The organism is Pseudomonas extremorientalis (genome assembly GCF_001870465.1).
Lineage (GTDB): Bacteria > Pseudomonadota > Gammaproteobacteria > Pseudomonadales > Pseudomonadaceae > Aquipseudomonas > Aquipseudomonas extremorientalis.
This window is the reverse complement of sequence record NZ_MDGK01000015.1, coordinates 106,478-121,497: the sequence shown is the minus strand read 5'-3', so window position 1 is coordinate 121,497 and position 15,020 is coordinate 106,478. Positions and strand designations below refer to the sequence as shown.

Annotated in this window: 14 protein-coding genes; 7 read left to right on the top strand and 7 right to left on the bottom strand. The window is 62.0% G+C overall.

The window, feature by feature from the left end; genetic code table 11:
- Nucleotides 1-106: 106 nt before the first annotated feature.
- Nucleotides 107-2,953 carry a valine--tRNA ligase gene (locus tag BFN10_RS04370; protein ID WP_071488633.1) on the top strand — a complete coding sequence of 949 codons (2,847 nt, stop codon included), beginning with the start codon at nucleotides 107-109 and terminating at the stop codon, nucleotides 2,951-2,953.
- A 190-nt stretch (nucleotides 2,954-3,143) separates the two neighbouring features.
- Entirely contained in the window at nucleotides 3,144-4,160 is a 1,017-nt protein-coding gene (gene rlmF, locus BFN10_RS04365; protein WP_071488632.1) for a 23S rRNA (adenine(1618)-N(6))-methyltransferase RlmF, read from the top strand.
- 67 nt (nucleotides 4,161-4,227) lie between these two features.
- On the opposite strand, the gene BFN10_RS04360 is transcribed toward rlmF, so the two are convergent.
- On the bottom strand, nucleotides 4,228-4,509 hold the full coding sequence (locus BFN10_RS04360) for an HU family DNA-binding protein (protein ID WP_003188840.1): 282 nt from the start codon (nucleotides 4,507-4,509) through the stop codon (nucleotides 4,228-4,230).
- A 396-nt stretch (nucleotides 4,510-4,905) separates the two neighbouring features.
- On the opposite strand from BFN10_RS04360, the gene yejK reads away from it, so the two are divergent.
- Complete coding sequence (gene yejK, locus BFN10_RS04355; RefSeq protein WP_010212893.1) at nucleotides 4,906-5,910, top strand: nucleoid-associated protein YejK; 1,005 nt, start codon at nucleotides 4,906-4,908, stop codon at nucleotides 5,908-5,910.
- Nucleotides 5,910-6,260, top strand: a complete 351-nt coding sequence (locus tag BFN10_RS04350; RefSeq protein ID WP_071488631.1) for a glutaredoxin family protein — start codon at nucleotides 5,910-5,912, stop codon at nucleotides 6,258-6,260. The genes yejK and BFN10_RS04350 overlap by 1 nt, the downstream gene beginning before the upstream one ends.
- Here BFN10_RS04350 and BFN10_RS04345 read toward each other — a convergent pair whose 3' ends face one another.
- The 5 genes from BFN10_RS04345 to BFN10_RS04325 are packed head-to-tail and all read right to left on the bottom strand — an operon-like array spanning nucleotide 6,261 to nucleotide 10,022.
- Nucleotides 6,261-7,238, bottom strand: a complete 978-nt coding sequence (locus BFN10_RS04345) for a FecR family protein (protein ID WP_071488630.1) — start codon at nucleotides 7,236-7,238, stop codon at nucleotides 6,261-6,263.
- Complete coding sequence (locus BFN10_RS04340; protein ID WP_071488629.1) at nucleotides 7,235-7,813, bottom strand: RNA polymerase sigma factor; 579 nt, start codon at nucleotides 7,811-7,813, stop codon at nucleotides 7,235-7,237. The genes BFN10_RS04345 and BFN10_RS04340 overlap by 4 nt, the downstream gene beginning before the upstream one ends.
- Before the next feature lie 8 nt (nucleotides 7,814-7,821).
- Complete coding sequence (locus BFN10_RS04335) at nucleotides 7,822-8,148, bottom strand: DUF3325 domain-containing protein (RefSeq protein ID WP_071488628.1); 327 nt, start codon at nucleotides 8,146-8,148, stop codon at nucleotides 7,822-7,824.
- Nucleotides 8,149-9,723, bottom strand: a complete 1,575-nt coding sequence (locus tag BFN10_RS04330; RefSeq protein WP_071488627.1) for a PepSY-associated TM helix domain-containing protein — start codon at nucleotides 9,721-9,723, stop codon at nucleotides 8,149-8,151. It abuts the gene before it with no gap.
- Entirely contained in the window at nucleotides 9,720-10,022 is a 303-nt protein-coding gene (locus BFN10_RS04325) for a DUF3649 domain-containing protein (RefSeq protein ID WP_071488626.1), read from the bottom strand. Before BFN10_RS04325 ends, BFN10_RS04330 begins: the two co-directional genes overlap by 4 nt.
- A gap of 170 nt (nucleotides 10,023-10,192) precedes the next feature.
- Here BFN10_RS04325 and BFN10_RS04320 point away from each other — a divergent pair, with 170 nt between their 5' ends.
- From BFN10_RS04320 to fecA, 3 genes are all read left to right on the top strand, one after another.
- Entirely contained in the window at nucleotides 10,193-10,681 is a 489-nt protein-coding gene (locus BFN10_RS04320; protein WP_071488625.1) for a sigma-70 family RNA polymerase sigma factor, read from the top strand.
- Nucleotides 10,678-11,619: a FecR domain-containing protein gene (locus BFN10_RS04315; RefSeq protein ID WP_071488624.1), complete on the top strand. Its 942-nt coding sequence runs from the start codon at nucleotides 10,678-10,680 to the stop codon at nucleotides 11,617-11,619. The genes BFN10_RS04320 and BFN10_RS04315 overlap by 4 nt, the downstream gene beginning before the upstream one ends.
- 91 nt (nucleotides 11,620-11,710) lie before the next feature.
- The gene (gene fecA / locus BFN10_RS04310) at nucleotides 11,711-14,047 is read left to right on the top strand and encodes a TonB-dependent Fe(3+) dicitrate receptor FecA (RefSeq protein WP_071488623.1); all 2,337 of its coding nucleotides are present in this window, start codon (nucleotides 11,711-11,713) and stop codon (nucleotides 14,045-14,047) included.
- Here fecA and BFN10_RS04305 read toward each other — a convergent pair.
- Complete coding sequence (locus BFN10_RS04305) at nucleotides 14,044-14,916, bottom strand: LysR family transcriptional regulator (protein ID WP_071488622.1); 873 nt, start codon at nucleotides 14,914-14,916, stop codon at nucleotides 14,044-14,046. The genes fecA and BFN10_RS04305 overlap by 4 nt on opposite strands.
- Between the last annotated feature and the right edge of the window lie 104 nt (nucleotides 14,917-15,020).

Below are 15,020 nucleotides of genomic sequence, written 5' to 3'. Positions count from 1 at the left end.
CCCCTCCCACATTTGATTCGCACAAGTCTTCAACTCGCCCTCAGCTCCCAGCCCCGTTATACTTGCCGGCTTTCCTGAATTAATGCCAACTAGGGTCCCGCCGCGCATGGATAAGACCTACCAGCCGCACGCCATCGAAACTTCCTGGTACAACACCTGGGAATCCGAGAATTATTTCGCCCCGCAAGGCGCGGGCGATTCCTACACCATCATGATTCCGCCACCGAACGTCACTGGCAGCCTGCACATGGGCCATGGCTTCAACAATGCGATCATGGATGCCTTGATCCGTTTCCGCCGCATGCAGGGCCGCAACACCCTGTGGCAACCGGGCACCGACCACGCCGGTATCGCCACCCAGATGCTGGTGGAACGCCAACTCGAAGCCACCGGCCAGAACCGTCATGACCTGGGCCGCGAGAAATTCCTGGAAAAAATCTGGGAATGGAAGGACCAGTCCGGCGGCAATATCAGCCGTCAGATCCGTCGCCTCGGTTCGTCCGTAGACTGGAGCCGCGAACGCTTCACCATGGACGATGGCCTGTCGGAAGCCGTGAAAGAAGCCTTCGTGCGCCTGCATGAAGACGGCTTGATCTACCGCGGCAAGCGCCTGGTCAACTGGGACACCAAGTTGCACACGGCGATTTCCGACCTCGAAGTGGAAAACCACGACGAGAAAGGTTTCCTGTGGAACCTCAAGTACCCGCTGGCCGATGGCGCCAAGACCGCCGAAGGCAACGACTACCTGATCGTCGCCACCACGCGTCCGGAAACCATGCTCGGCGACGCCGCCGTGGCGGTTAACCCGAATGATGAACGCTACCAGGCGCTGATCGGCAAGTTCGTCGAGCTGCCGCTGGTGGGCCGCCGTATCCCGATCATCGCGGACGACTATTGCGACCCTGAATTCGGCACCGGCTGTGTGAAAATCACCCCGGCCCACGATTTCAACGACTACGAAGTCGGCAAGCGCCACAACCTGCCGCTGCTGAACATCTTCGACAAGAACGCTGCCGTGTTGCCGGCCTGCCAGGTGTTCAATCTGGACGGCACGCTGAACGAAACTGTCGATGGCAAGATCCCGGCTGAATACGCCGGCCTCGACCGGTTCGAAGCACGCAAGCAGATCGTTGCCGCCTTCGACGCCGCGGGTTTGCTGGTGAGCGTTGACGACCACGGCCTGAAAGTGCCGAAGGGCGACCGCTCCGGCACCGTGATCGAGCCGTGGCTGACCGACCAATGGTACGTCTCCACCAAGCCGCTGGCCGAACCGGCCATTGCCGCCGTGGAAGATGGCCGCATCCAGTTCGTACCCAAGCAGTACGAAAACATGTATTTCTCGTGGATGCGCGACATCCAGGATTGGTGCATCAGCCGTCAACTGTGGTGGGGCCACCGCATTCCGGCCTGGTACGACGAGTCGGGCAAGGTCTATGTAGGCCGCGACGAAGCCGAAGTGCGTGCCAAGCACAACCTGGGTGCCGACGTTGCGCTGCAGCAGGACAACGACGTACTGGACACCTGGTTCAGTTCGGGCCTGTGGACCTTCTCCACCCTCGGCTGGCCGCAGCAGACCGAATTTCTGAAGAAATTCCACTCCACCGACGTACTGGTCACTGGCTTCGACATCATTTTCTTCTGGGTTGCCCGGATGATCATGCTGACCATGCACCTGGTGAAAAACGAGGACGGCACGCCGCAGGTACCCTTCAAGACCGTGTACGTGCACGGCCTGGTACGTGATGGCCAAGGCCAGAAGATGTCCAAGTCCAAGGGTAACGTGCTGGACCCGCTGGACATCATCGACGGCATCGACCTGGAAACCCTGGTGCAGAAACGCACCTCGGGCCTGATGCAGCCGAAACTGGCGAAGAAGATCGAGAAGCAGACCCGCGACGAATTCGCCGATGGCATCGCCAGCTACGGCACCGACGCCCTGCGCTTCACCTTCTGCTCGCTGGCATCCACCGGTCGCGACATCAAGTTCGACATGGGCCGCGTCGAAGGCTATCGCAACTTCTGCAACAAGATCTGGAACGCGGCGCGCTACGTGCTGGATAAAGGCGAAGACTGCGGCCAGAACGGCGAAGCCGTCGAACTGAGCCTGGCCGATCGCTGGATCATCTCGCAGCTGCAACGCACCGAAGCCGAAGTGACCCGCCAGCTCGACCAGTTCCGTTTCGACCTGGCCGCACAGGCCCTGTATGAGTTCATCTGGAACCAGTATTGCGACTGGTACCTGGAACTGTCCAAGCCTGTGCTGTGGGACGAGAACGCCCCGATCGAACGCCAGCGCGGCACACGTCGCACCCTGGTGCGCGTACTCGAAGTCGCGCTGCGCCTGGCGCACCCGTTCATGCCGTTCATCACCGAAGAAATCTGGCAGCGCCTGGCGCCACTGGCCGGTATCGAAGGCAAGACCATCATGCTGCAACCTTGGCCGGTGGCCAACGAAGCGCGCATCGATGAGGCGGCCGAAAGCGATATCGAATGGCTCAAGACCCTGATGATGGGCACGCGTAACATCCGTGCCGAAATGAACATCGGGCCGGGCAAACCATTGGCAGTGTTCGTAAAGAACGCCAGTGCCGAGGACCTGCGTCGTCTCGCCGAGAACGATGCGCTGCTCAAGAAGCTGGCGAAGCTGGAGTCGATCACCGTATTGGCGGCCGGCGAAGAAGCACCGCTGTCCGCGACCGCACTGGTTGGCGAGATGGAAGTGCTGGTGCCAATGGCCGGCCTGATCGACAAGGGTGCCGAACTGGCCCGCCTCGACAAGGAAATCGCGCGCCTGCAAGGCGAAGTGCAGCGGGTGGGTGGCAAGCTGTCCAACGCGGCGTTCGTCGACAAGGCGCCGGCTGAAGTGATCGAGAAGGAACGCGCCAAGCTGGCCGAGGCCGAACAGGCCCTGGGCAAACTGGCGGAGCAACATGCGCGGATTTCCAGCCTGTAAAATGGAACCTGTGTAAAAAAGAGGCCTTCGGGCCTCTTTTTTGTGTGGAACTAGCCAATACCTGACTGGCAATACGGTCAATGTGGGAGGGGGCTTGCCCCATCGGGGGCAAGCCCCCTCCCACATTTGACCGGGACAGGCTCAGGATGTGTGACAATGCCCACCACTTTGAGCCAACACCAGAATCATCATGACCGCCCCCAGCACGCCAAAACCTCCGCGCAAGAAGCCTAAAACCGCAGCCACGGCCAAACCCGTCGTGCCGCGCAAAGAGGCCACCCTGCATCCGCGCAACCGCCACACAGGGCGTTACGACTTCCCGGCGCTGATCAAGACTACGCCGGAACTGGCGCAATTCGTGATCATCAACCCTTATGGGAAAGAGAGCATCGACTTTGCCAGCCCCGATGCGGTGCGGGTGTTCAACCGTGCACTGTTGAAGGCGTTCTACGGCATCCAGCATTGGGACATCCCGGCCGACTACCTTTGTCCACCAGTGCCGGGGCGTGCGGACTACGTACACTTCCTCGCCGACCTGCTGGCCAGCACCAATGACGGCAAGATCCCGCGCGGTTCGATCGTCAAGGTGCTGGACATCGGCATGGGCGCCAACTGCGTCTACCCGCTGATTGGCTACATGGAGTACCGCTGGAACTTCCTCGGCTCCGAGGTCGACCCTATCGCCGTGGCTGCGGCCAAGGCCATCGTGCAGTCCAACGACCTGAGCAAGGTCATCCAGCTGCGCCAGCAAACCAACCCCAAGCAGATCCTGCTGGGCTTGCTGGAGCCAGGTGAGCGCTTCGACCTGACGATGTGCAACCCGCCGTTCCATGCCTCCATGGACGAAGCGACCAAGGGCAGCGAACGCAAATGGCGCGCCCTGGGCAAGGCCGATCCCAAGCGCAAGTTGCCGGTGCTGAACTTCGGTGGCCAATCGGCTGAACTGTGGTGCGAAGGCGGTGAAGCGCGCTTTGTGACGCAGCTCATCGCTGAAAGTGCGCATTTTGCCCACAAGGTGTTGTGGTTCAGTTGCCTGGTGTCAAAAGCGTCGAACTTGCCCGCGATCGAGACGGCGTTGAAAAAAGCCGGCGTGCTGGAAAGCCAGGTGGTGGAGATGTCCCAGGGACAGAAGCAGAGTCGCTTCGTGGCCTGGACCTTCCAGACCAAGAACGAGCAGCAGATCTGGCGCCAGCGCTGGGTGCGCTAGGCACAAATTGCAGGCAACAAAAAACCGTGCCCGGATCGCTCCGGAGCACGGTTTTTTTTGCTGCGTCTTACTTGTTAACAGCGTCGGTCAGGCCTTTGGCCACAACCAGCTTGATAACTTTCTTGGCAGCGATTTCGATGGCGGCGCCGGTCGAAGGGTTACGGCCAGTACGGGCAGGACGCTCGGTCACTTTCAGTTTGCCAACGCCTGGCAGAGTGATTTCGCCGCCGTTTTCCAGCTGGTCAGCAACAACTTGGCTCAGTTGGTCCAGCAGAGCGCGCACGGTAGTTTTCGGTGCGTCTACTGCTTCAGCCAGGTCAGCGATCAGTTGGTCTTTAGTAATAGCCATTGTGGTGTTCCTTCCCTATCAAATTCATATGGATTGCAGAGTGCAGTGTCAGCCGTCGAGCCCGACCGTCACGGCCTGGCACCCCCGGCTATAACCACGGAGATCGGGGTTATAGATGCTTGAAACGGGGATTGGTTCGACCTGACAGATGCTGAATGCACGCTTATCGCCGAGACTTGGCGTAAGACGGGGCAAAACTAGCACAGAGACGGGGAAATATCCGCCTCTACCTACCCATTTGGTCAGCTTTATCGCTCTAAACCGTGAAAAAAAGGCATATGCCCCGTCGGAAGGTGCCCAAAACACCCTTCGAAGCACGTCTTGGCCAATGGTGCGGTACACTTGGCGACTTTTCGGGGAGGCCCACCGCTCCCCTCTCAACCAGCCGAGAAGCCTATGCCGATCCGTCATTGCATCGTCCACCTGATCGACAAAAAACCCGACGGCACACCTGCAGTTCTCCATGCCCGCGACTCCGAGCTTGCCGAGTCGGCCGCCATCGAGAACATGCTTGCCGACCTCAACGAGAGCTACAACGCCAAACAAGGCAAGGCCTGGGGTTTCTTCCATGCCGAGTCCGGCGCGCACCCGTTCAGCGGCTGGTTGAAGGAGTATTTCGACGGCGGGCAGGACTTCACCACGTTCAGCCGCACCGCCGTCGAGCACCTGCAGAAGCTGATGGAAGAGTCCAACCTCTCCACCGGTGGCCACGTGCTGTTCGCCCACTACCAGCAAGGCATGACCGACTACCTGGCCATCGCCCTGCTGCACCACAGCGAAGGCGTGGCGGTGACCGACGAGCTGGACGTGACCCCATCCCGTCACCTGGACCTGGGCCAACTGCACCTGGCGGCGCGGATCAACGTGTCCGAGTGGCAGAACAACAAGCAGTCCAAGCAGTACATCTCGTTTATCAAGGGCAAGAACGGCAAGAAGGTGTCGGAATACTTTCGCGACTTCATCGGCTGCCAGGAAGGCGTCGACGGCCCAGGAGAGACCCGCACCCTGCTCAAGGCCTTCAGCGACTTCGTTGAAAGCGAAGACCTGCCCGACGAATCCGCCCGCGAAAAGACCAAGACCCTGGTGGACTACGCCAGCAGCCAGGCCAAGCTTGGCGAACCCATGGGCCTGGAAGAACTCTCGGGGTTGATCGATGAAGATCGGCCAAAGGCGTTCTACGACCATATCCGCAACAAGGATTACGGCCTCTCGCCGGAGATTCCGGCGGATAAACGCACCCTCAACCAGTTCCGTCGCTTCACCGGCCGCGCCGAGGGCCTGTCCATCAGCTTTGAAGCACACCTGCTGGGGGACAAGATCGAGTACGACGAAGCCGCCGGCACCTTGATCATCAAGGGCCTGCCGACCCAGCTGACCGACCAGCTCAAGCGCCGTAACTGATGCTGGGCGGGGTTTTCAAGAAAGTCCTGCTGGTATTGCTGGTGGTGGTGGTGATCCAGAACTGGGGCAAGATCGAGCGGGTGTTCAACCCATCGCAGTTAGCCCCTGAACAAGTGCGCGCTTCGGCGCGCGTGGTGCTGTATGCCACCGCGTGGTGCGGGTACTGCAAGCAGATCCGCCGTTTCCTGGACCAGAAAGGCATCCCCTACCAGGCGTTCGATATCGAGAAAGACGCCCAGGCGCGCAAGACGTATGAGGCGTTGGGCGGCGGCGGGATTCCGTTTGTGGACGTGAACGGCACGCTGATTCGCGAGTACAGCCCCGAGAAGATCATGGCGGCGCTGAAGTAATCAGCGCACCACGATCATGCGCCCCAGCACCTGGTGCTGTTCAAAACCGAGAACCGCCTGCAAGACATTCAGCACAGCCTGTGGGTCTTTGCTCGGGAAGCTGCCGCTGACGCGCCTGGCGCCCATCTCTTCGTTAAGCAACAGGATACGACCGGGGAAGTAACGGCCCAGGTCCTTCACTACGTCCGCCAAGGGCGCCTTGTAGTAGTTGAGCCAGCCGTCGCGCCAGGCCAGGCGTGATTCGCTGTCGACCCCATGCATTGGTTCGGCAATGCCATCGGCGTAGGCCACTTGCTGGCCGGCGGTAAGAACCTGCTGTTGGCCCTGCTTTGACGGCGTCACGCCAACCCGTCCGGACAACACCGTCACCTGGGCGCCTGCCGGTTGCAGGCGCACTTCGAACTGGGTGCCCAGCACCCGCGCTTCACCGCTGCCCGCCGCCACCACGAAGGATTGCCCGGTGTGGGTCACGCTGAAAAAGCCGGCCCCGCGACGCAATTGGATACGCCGCTCGCCATGGTTGAAATCCACGGCGATGGCGCTGTCAGCGTCCAGGGTGACTTGGGAGTTGTCGGCCAGCGTGACGGTTTTGATTTCCCCGGGTGCCGTCACGTAGTCAGCGCCAAGGTCATCGACCCAGCGCGACGGCTGCCAACCAGCCCCCATGGACACCATCACCACCAGGCAGGCAGCCATGGCCAACGCCCCGGACCAACGCAGCACCCGCGAACGCTTCGGGGTGTTCATCGCATTGAGGTAGCCCTGCAAGGCCATGGCTTCTTCGTCCGCCAGCTTGCGCGCCGGGACTTCGCTCAACTCCCACAGCACCTGGGCCTGGGAATAGGCCTCGACATGTGCAGCGTCGGCCCGCAGCCACTGGCTGAACGTGGCCTGGTCGCCACTGCTGGGCTGGTCGTGCAGCAGGCTCAACCAGGCCAGGGCCGCTTGTTCCTGGGCGGGCGTGGGGGTGACGTTCACGGTGCTTTCCCTGGCGTGCGTGGGGATGAGGGGTCGCGAAGGCTGGCTTTGCAGGCTTCGAGGGCACGCATCATATGTTTTTCCACGGCACTTTGGGACAGGCCCATGGCCTTGGCGATTTGCGCGTACTTGCGCCCGTGGATGCGGTTGAGCAGGAAAATCTGCCGCGTGCGCTCGGGCAAACTGCGCAGCGCCGCTTCGACATGGCGCAGATCATTGCCGGCTTCCAGCGCCGCCTGGGGCTCGGAGCCTTGGTTGTCGTGCTGTTCGGGCAGCCAGCCTTCGCTGCTGCGCACCCGCGCGCCTTCGCTGCGCAGGTGATCAATGGCGATATTGCCGGCGCAGCGCAGCAGGTAGGTGCTGAGTTCTTCGACCTGCACCAGCGGCCGGCGCCAGAAGCGCAGGAACAGGTCCTGCACCAGGTCCGCCGCCGTGGCGCGGCACCCCACGCGGCGACTCACCAGGGCTTCCATCTGCGAACGCTGGGACAGGAACACCTGCAGGAAATGCGCACGCCCACCGGCCGCGTCAGCGTGCTGGCTGTCCTGGGGTTCCGGTGGGGTGCTGATCATCATGGACGGGCTCAGAGGGTGGCGAAGGCTGCGACAGGGCTGGCGAGCAGGCCGACACCCGCCAGGATCAGGGCCAGCCTTGGCCGATACGGCAACAGCAGCACCAACAGCAGTGCGCTGAGCATCAACACGGCGCACCACTCCACCAGGCCCTGGCCCCAACCGGCGATGGCCACGGCGGGCCAGATCGACACGGTCAGCAGCAACCACCCGGCCACACGCAAACCCAGGCGCCGGCGAGGCGTGGGTCTACTGTGCAACAGTTCGCCGTGATGACGGTCGGTGGACAAGCACAGCGCAGTAAACCCGGCGTAGCACATCAGCAGTGCAAGCAGCATTCAGTTCGCCTCCTGCTTGAGCGTCAACCCGCGTGTGCGTTCAACCTTGGGCGCAGGCACGGTGCGATGCTGCATCTTCCAGGCGGCCCAGCCGAGGAATATTCCGCTGGCCAGGCTCGTCAGGTCGAAGCCGGCCATGGCCCAGTCTCCGGTGGCCAATGAAACGCCCAGGTGATGCGAGGTGGTCAACGCGTTGAGCAATGGAATGGCGATAAACAGCAATGCGCCGACGCTCAACTGCTCGACCCAACCCTGGCGGCCACGCCGCAGGATGGCGTGCAGCAGGCTCAGGCCCCAGGCAATAAAGAAGGTTTGCACTTCCCAGCCGGAACGTTCGGCGAAGGTCACCGGCAGCAGGCGGTTGGCCCAGAAAAACGCCGCGATGGCGATCATCAGGCCGGACATGCTGGCGATGTTGAGTACTTCCACAAGACGCAGTTCAAACGGCATCACATTGCTCTTGAGGTGCTTGAGCTGACGCTTGCCAAGCCAGATGACCAGCCCGGTGCCGATCATCGCCGTGCCCGCCAGCCCGCAGATAAAGTACAACCAGCGCAGCACCGGGCCGGCGAAATGGCCCATGTGCAGGCCGTAGAAACTGCCGCCGATGGCCGCCGGCAGCGACTGCCCGCCGCTCACTCGCAACAGTTCGCCGGTGCTGCCATTGAAGGACACGGTACTGCCGAAATCGTGCACTACGCTGTCGGAACCGGCGCGCAATACATTGACCGAGGCGTTCATATCGCCGGGGTTATTCACCGCCACGCGCCCCACATGCCCGCCCGCCCACTGTGCCCGCGCCTGCTCGTACATCGGCACCAGCGGCAGCAATGTGCCTGGCTGGCCCGATGCAGGCGCGTTGTTGGTGTTCGGGAACACCTCGCTGAAAAAGGCGCGGGTGTCGTTGCCATAGGAAGCCAGGATCGGCGCCGGCATCACCATGCTCATGAAGATCACCAGGCTGCTGTAGGTGATCATCAGATGGAAAGGCAGCACCAGCACACCCACCGCGTTGTGCCCGTCGAGCCAGGAACGCTGGCCTTTGCGGGGACGGAAGGTGAAGAAGTCCTTGAAGATTTTCTTGTGAGTGATGATGCCGGTGATCAGCGCGATGAACATCACCATCGCGGCGATGGTCGACAGCCAGCGACCCCACGGGTGAGGCATTTGCAGTTGGAAGTGGAACCGGTAGAAGAACTCGCCGCCCATGCTTTCACGGGCCTGCACGGCCTGGCCGGTGACGGGGTCGAGGGTTTTCTGGATGAAGTTGCCACGCTTGCCGGGGTCGACCTTGTCCTGCCACATCACCGACAGGCCGGGGTCGCGGCTGTCCGGCAAGGTGATGAACCAGCGTGCGGCGGTGGGTGCGACCTGCTGCAGATAGGTTTGCGCCACGGTGAGGCTGCGCGCATCGTCCAGGGGACGGGCCTGCACTTCGGGCTGCATCCAGTGGCTGATCTCGTCCTTGAAATACGACAGGGTGCCTGTCAGGAAAATTGCAAACAGCAGCCAGCCGAAGATCAACCCGGCCCAGGTGTGCAACCAGGCCATGGCCTGACGGAAACCCTCTTTCATACTCGTGTCATCCACAAACCCACGCCCGCCAGGGTGGCGAACGCCGCACTTGGCAGCAGCACACCGAACCAGGCGCGTGCGGCACTGCGGCAGGCGAAACACCAGAGCACAGCGAGCAGATAAAACACGAAGGAACTCATCATCCCGGTGATCACCGCATCGGCGCGAGAGGTAGGCAGCCACAGCGCCAGACAGATGCTGGCCAGGGACGCCATCAGGTAACCGCCCACCACGGCAGCCAGCACACGCGAGGTCACGGCGAGACGATAGGAGACAGGCAGCGAGGTTTTGCTTTTCATGCGGGAGGCGCCAGGTTCATCAGCGCGCAATATTAATGATAAATATTCTCATAAGCAAAACAGAACGGATGAATCACCTGTGCGGATGGATTGCCGAAGCCACTCACGCGCCCTACAATGCGAACAATTCTTGTTCTCTAAAGCATGGCGATGCTTGTGGAGTGTCCCCGTTGAGCCCGTCCAACACCGTCGAAGTTTTGTACACCGACCATCACCACTGGCTCACCGGCTGGTTGCGACGCAAGCTCGGCTGCCCGGAAAGCGCCGCCGACCTGGCCCAGGACACCTTCATGCGCGTGCTCACCGCGCGGGAAACGCCCACCCTGGTCGAGCCCCGCGCGTTTCTCACCACGGTTGCCAAGCGCGTGCTGTTCAACTTCTACCGCCGCCAAGACCTGGAACGCGCCTACCTCGATGCCCTGGCACACATGCCCGAACACGTGGCGCCATCGGAAGAAGAACGCGCAATCATCCTGCAAACCCTGGTCGAGCTGGACCAACTGCTCGACGGCCTGCCGGTGCAGGTCAAGCGCGCCTTCCTGCTGGCGCAACTGGATGGGCTGACCTACGCGCAAATCGGCGCGGAGCTTGGGATTTCCATTGCCACCGTCAAACGTCACCTGACCAAAGCGGCCATGCGCTGCTATTTTGCCCTATGAACTTCTCCACTCAAGTCGCCGAACAGGCCGTGCATTGGCTGATGGAAATGCAGCAAGGCGGACTCAACCCTCGCCAGCAGGCTGCCTGGCAACACTGGCTGAACGCCCACAGCGAACACCAGCGCGCCTGGGACCACATGCAACGCGTCAACCAGCGCCTGCGCGGCATGCCCTCGCCCCTTGCCCATGCGGCGTTGAACGCGCCAACCTCCACCAGCCGCCGCCAGGCGCTCAAGTTGCTGTTGATCCTCGGTGCCGGTTCGGCCGCCGCCTGGGGCCTGCGCCAGCAACATATCCTGCCGCCGCTGAGCGCCGACTACCGCAGCCCCGTCGGCCAACGCCGCAAGGTGCAATTGGCCGATGGCAGCCAGTTGCAACTCAATACCGGCAGCGCGGTGGATGTGCACTTCGATGGCAGGCAACGACTGATCCGCCTGCTTGAAGGCGAAATCCTGCTGACCGGTATCGCCGGCAACACACCGCTTAACGTGTTGACCGGCCAGGGTCTACTTACCAGCCAGGCCGCACGCATGAACGTGCGTCAGTTCAACGACCACACCCAGCTGGCGGTATTCGATGGCCGCGTCGAGGTAATGCCCAACACCTACAGCGGCCTGCCGCTGACGGTCGAGGCCGCGCGCCAGGTCAACTTCACCCGCAAAGGCTGGGACACCCCGCGCCCTAGCGACGCCAACAGCGGCGCCTGGGCTGACGGCATGCTGGTCGCAGCCCACATGCGCCTGGAAGATTTCCTCGGCGAACTCGGCCGTTATCGTCGTGGCCAGGTCAATTGCGACCCACTGGTGGCCAACCTGCTGATCTCCGGCAGCTACCCGCTGGACGACAGCGAACGGATTCTGGACCTGCTGGAAGTGAGCCTGCCGGTGAAAGTGCGGCGCTTCACGCGGTATTGGGTGACGGTGCAGGCACGCGCCTGAAATTAATTCAAAACACTGTGAGCCGTTTTCCACACCTCGCGTGACAGAGAAGGAAAGCCCCCTTGATCCTTTCTTCTCAGGACCGCTCTTCATGCCCCAGCAACCCACGCTTCTCGCCCGCACCCTGCGCCAGTTCCTACTTGGCGCCAGCCTGAGTCTTACGGTACTGCCACACGCCATGGCGGCCGATGCCAAGCCGTATCACATCGCGCCGACTTCGCTGGAAGCGGCGTTGAATCAATTCGGACGTGAAGCGGGTGTGCTGATTTCCTTCGGTTCGCAAGTCACCGCGGGCATGCAGAGTCGTGGCTTGTCCGGTAACTACGGCACCGCAGACGGCCTGCAGAAACTGCTGGAAGGCACCGGCCTGCAAGCCCGCGCCGAAGGCGACAATGCCTACAGCCTGCAACCGACCAATGCACCGACCACTATTGAGTTGGGCACCTCCAGCGTGGTCGGCGACTGGCTCGGCGACGCAGCGCAAACCAATGTGTTCGAACACCCCGGCGCCCGAGATGTGATCCGCCGCGAAGAGTTCGAACGCCAGGGCGCCACCCAGGCCAGGGACGTGCTCAATCGCATCCCCGGCGTCAACGCCCCGGACAACAACGGCACCGGCAGCCACGACATGGCGCTGAACTTCGGTATTCGCGGCCTCAACCCGCGCCTGGCCTCGCGCTCCACGGTACTGATGGACGGTATTCCGGTGCCGTTTGCGCCGTACGGCCAACCACAACTGTCGTTTGCGCCGATCAGCATGGGCAACATGGATGCCGTCGACGTGGTGCGTGGCGGCGGCGCCGTGCGCTACGGCCCGCAGAACGTCGGTGGCGTGGTCAACTTCGTGACCCGGGCGATCCCGGATGCGCCCACGGTCAAAGGCGGCCTGCAGACCGAAACCAGCCCGTCCTCCAGCCATGACGGCTTCAAGACCACCGGCAATCTGCTGGCCGGCGGCACGGCCGACAATGGTCTGGGCGGTGCGCTGCTGTACTCCGGCACCCGTGGAGGCGACTGGCGCGAGAACAGCAACACGCGCATCGACGACCTGATCCTCAAGGGTAAATACCAGCTCGACGACGCCAACAGCTTCAACGCCATGGCGCAGTACTACGAAGGCCAGGCCGATATGCCTGGGGGTTTGAACGTTGCGGACTACAAGGCAGATCCGTACCAGTCCACCCGCCCCTACGACAAATTCTGGGGCCGCCGCACGATGTTCAACGTCGGCTACCGCTATGAGCAGGATCGTCGCGAGTTCACCGTGAATAGCTTCTTCACCAAGACACTGCGCAGTGGTTACCTGGACCAGGGCACCTTCCTCTCGCTGTCCCCGCGCGAGTACTGGGTGCGTGGCATCGAGACCCGCTTCGCCCAAGGCTTTGATGTGGGCCCGACCAGCCACGAAGTCGGCGTCGGCTACCGCTACATCAACGAGGCCGGCCACGAACTGCGCTATCGCACGCCAATTGCCGCCAACCAGCAGATTCCCACTACCAACAGCCGCAACGACCGCGACACCCGTGGCGGCACCGAAGCCAATGCATTCTTCATCGACGACCGGATCGATATCGGCAAGTGGACCATCACCCCGGGCGTGCGCTACGAGATGATCGAGTCCCAGCAGACCAACAACCTGAGCAACGTCAAATACAAGGGTGACTACAACACCGCGCTGCCGGCGCTGAACGTGCTCTACCACCTCACCGACAGCTGGAACCTCTATGCCAACACCGAAGGTTCGTTCGGCAGCGTGCAGTACAGCCAGATGCCCAACCGCGTGACCAGCGGCGAAGTAAAACCGGAAAAAGCCCGCACCTGGGAACTGGGTACCCGTTACGACGACGGCACCTTGCGTGCCGAGATCGGCGCGTTCCTGATCAACTTCGACAACCAGTACGAAAGCAACCAGACCAACGACTCGGTGATTGCCCGTGGCGAAACCCGCCACCAGGGTATCGAGACCAGCGTCAACTACGCGCTCGATGGTTTGAGCCCGGCGCTGGCCGGGTTTGATGTGTACGCCACTTACGCGTACGTCGACGCCACCATCCGCGAGGACGGCCCGAACAAAGGCAACCGCGTGCCCTTCTCGTCCAAGCACAAAGGCACCCTCGGCGTCGGTTATACCGAAGGCCGCTGGAAACTCAACCTGGACAGCAGCTACCAGAGCAGCCAATTCGCCGACAACGCCAACACCCAGGCCGAAAGTGCCGACGGTGCCAATGGACGTATCCCGGGCTATATGTTGTTCAGCAGCCGTGCCGCCTACGACTTCGGCCCGCAGTTGTCGGATTTGAACGTAGCGGTGGGGGTGAAAAACATCTTCAACAAGCAGTACTACACGCGCTCGTTCGACGATAACAACAAGGGCAAATACGTCGGCGAGCCGCGCACGGTGTACGTACAGACCTCGATCGCGTTCTAACTGCCCGCCAGGCAACTGGGAGTGGCCGCGACCAGGGCGTCGATGGCGCAGCGGGTTTTGGCCGGCATATGCGCGGCGGTCGGCCAGATCACGTGGATCGGCGAGGGTTGCTCACGGTAGGCGGGCAACACCGCTTCCAACTGCCCGCGCAGCACATAGTGTGCAATCAACCAACTGGGCAACCAGGCCAGGCCGACGCCCGCGATAGCAGCGTCCGCCACGGCCTGGAGGTCATCCAGCACCAACGGCGATACGACCCGCGAACGATGCGGCGTGTTGCTGCGGTAGGCAATGCCGCGGTGGCCGGCAAGGTCATCCGTCGATTCAATCCGTCCCACCCGCTGCAAGTACGCCGGTGAAGCGGCCAGCCCCACCGACTGTTCACCCAGGCGCCGTGCACTCAAGCGTTCGGTGTCAGGCAAAGCACCGATTCGCACGGCGATATCGAAGCCTTCCTGCGCCAGGTCGGTCATACGGTCAGCAAAACACACCTCGATCTCCAGTTGCGGGTAACGGTCCATCAACCCCCATAACGCGGGCGCCGCATAGTGATGCCCGAAGGCCAGCGGCACGCTGGCGCGCAGCCGGCCGCGTGGCAACTGCCGGCCACTCTCCAGCACCGATTCGGCGGCTTCGAGTTCGGCCAGTGCGCGCAGGCAATGCTCGTAGTACGCCTGCCCGTCTTCCGTCAGACGCTGGCGGCGAGTGGAGCGCTGCAACAGGCAAGTCCCCAGCCGCGCCTCCAGCCGCGCCAGGCCCTTGCCCACCGCCGAGCGCGTGAGATTCAGACGTTCGGCGGCTTCCGTCAGGTTGCCGCTTTCGACGATCTGCAGAAAGAGTTCAACGCCATCGAAACGCGCAGTGGCCATGATTATATTGTCGCCCTTGATTCCCCTGTTGATGGAAAACTTATCACGAATAAAGAAACAGATTCCCCTGAAAATCTAACGCCCCCTCAACCTCAGGAGAATCC

Excerpts from the sequence above, each read along its gene's own strand:
- BFN10_RS04370 (WP_071488633.1), top strand. The coding sequence starts at position 107 with ATGGATAAGACCTACCAGCCGCACGCCATCGAAACTTCCTGGTACAAC.
- rlmF (WP_071488632.1), top strand. The coding sequence starts at position 3,144 with ATGACCGCCCCCAGCACGCCAAAACCTCCGCGCAAGAAGCCTAAAACC.
- BFN10_RS04360 (WP_003188840.1), bottom strand. The coding sequence starts at position 4,509 with ATGGCTATTACTAAAGACCAACTGATCGCTGACCTGGCTGAAGCAGTA.
- yejK (WP_010212893.1), top strand. The coding sequence starts at position 4,906 with ATGCCGATCCGTCATTGCATCGTCCACCTGATCGACAAAAAACCCGAC.
- BFN10_RS04350 (WP_071488631.1), top strand. The coding sequence starts at position 5,910 with ATGCTGGGCGGGGTTTTCAAGAAAGTCCTGCTGGTATTGCTGGTGGTG.
- BFN10_RS04340 (WP_071488629.1), bottom strand. The coding sequence starts at position 7,813 with ATGATGATCAGCACCCCACCGGAACCCCAGGACAGCCAGCACGCTGAC.
- BFN10_RS04335 (WP_071488628.1), bottom strand. The coding sequence starts at position 8,148 with ATGCTGCTTGCACTGCTGATGTGCTACGCCGGGTTTACTGCGCTGTGC.
- BFN10_RS04330 (WP_071488627.1), bottom strand. The coding sequence starts at position 9,723 with ATGAAAGAGGGTTTCCGTCAGGCCATGGCCTGGTTGCACACCTGGGCC.
- BFN10_RS04325 (WP_071488626.1), bottom strand. The coding sequence starts at position 10,022 with ATGAAAAGCAAAACCTCGCTGCCTGTCTCCTATCGTCTCGCCGTGACC.
- BFN10_RS04315 (WP_071488624.1), top strand. The coding sequence starts at position 10,678 with ATGAACTTCTCCACTCAAGTCGCCGAACAGGCCGTGCATTGGCTGATG.
- fecA (WP_071488623.1), top strand. The coding sequence starts at position 11,711 with ATGCCCCAGCAACCCACGCTTCTCGCCCGCACCCTGCGCCAGTTCCTA.
- BFN10_RS04305 (WP_071488622.1), bottom strand. The coding sequence starts at position 14,916 with ATGGCCACTGCGCGTTTCGATGGCGTTGAACTCTTTCTGCAGATCGTC.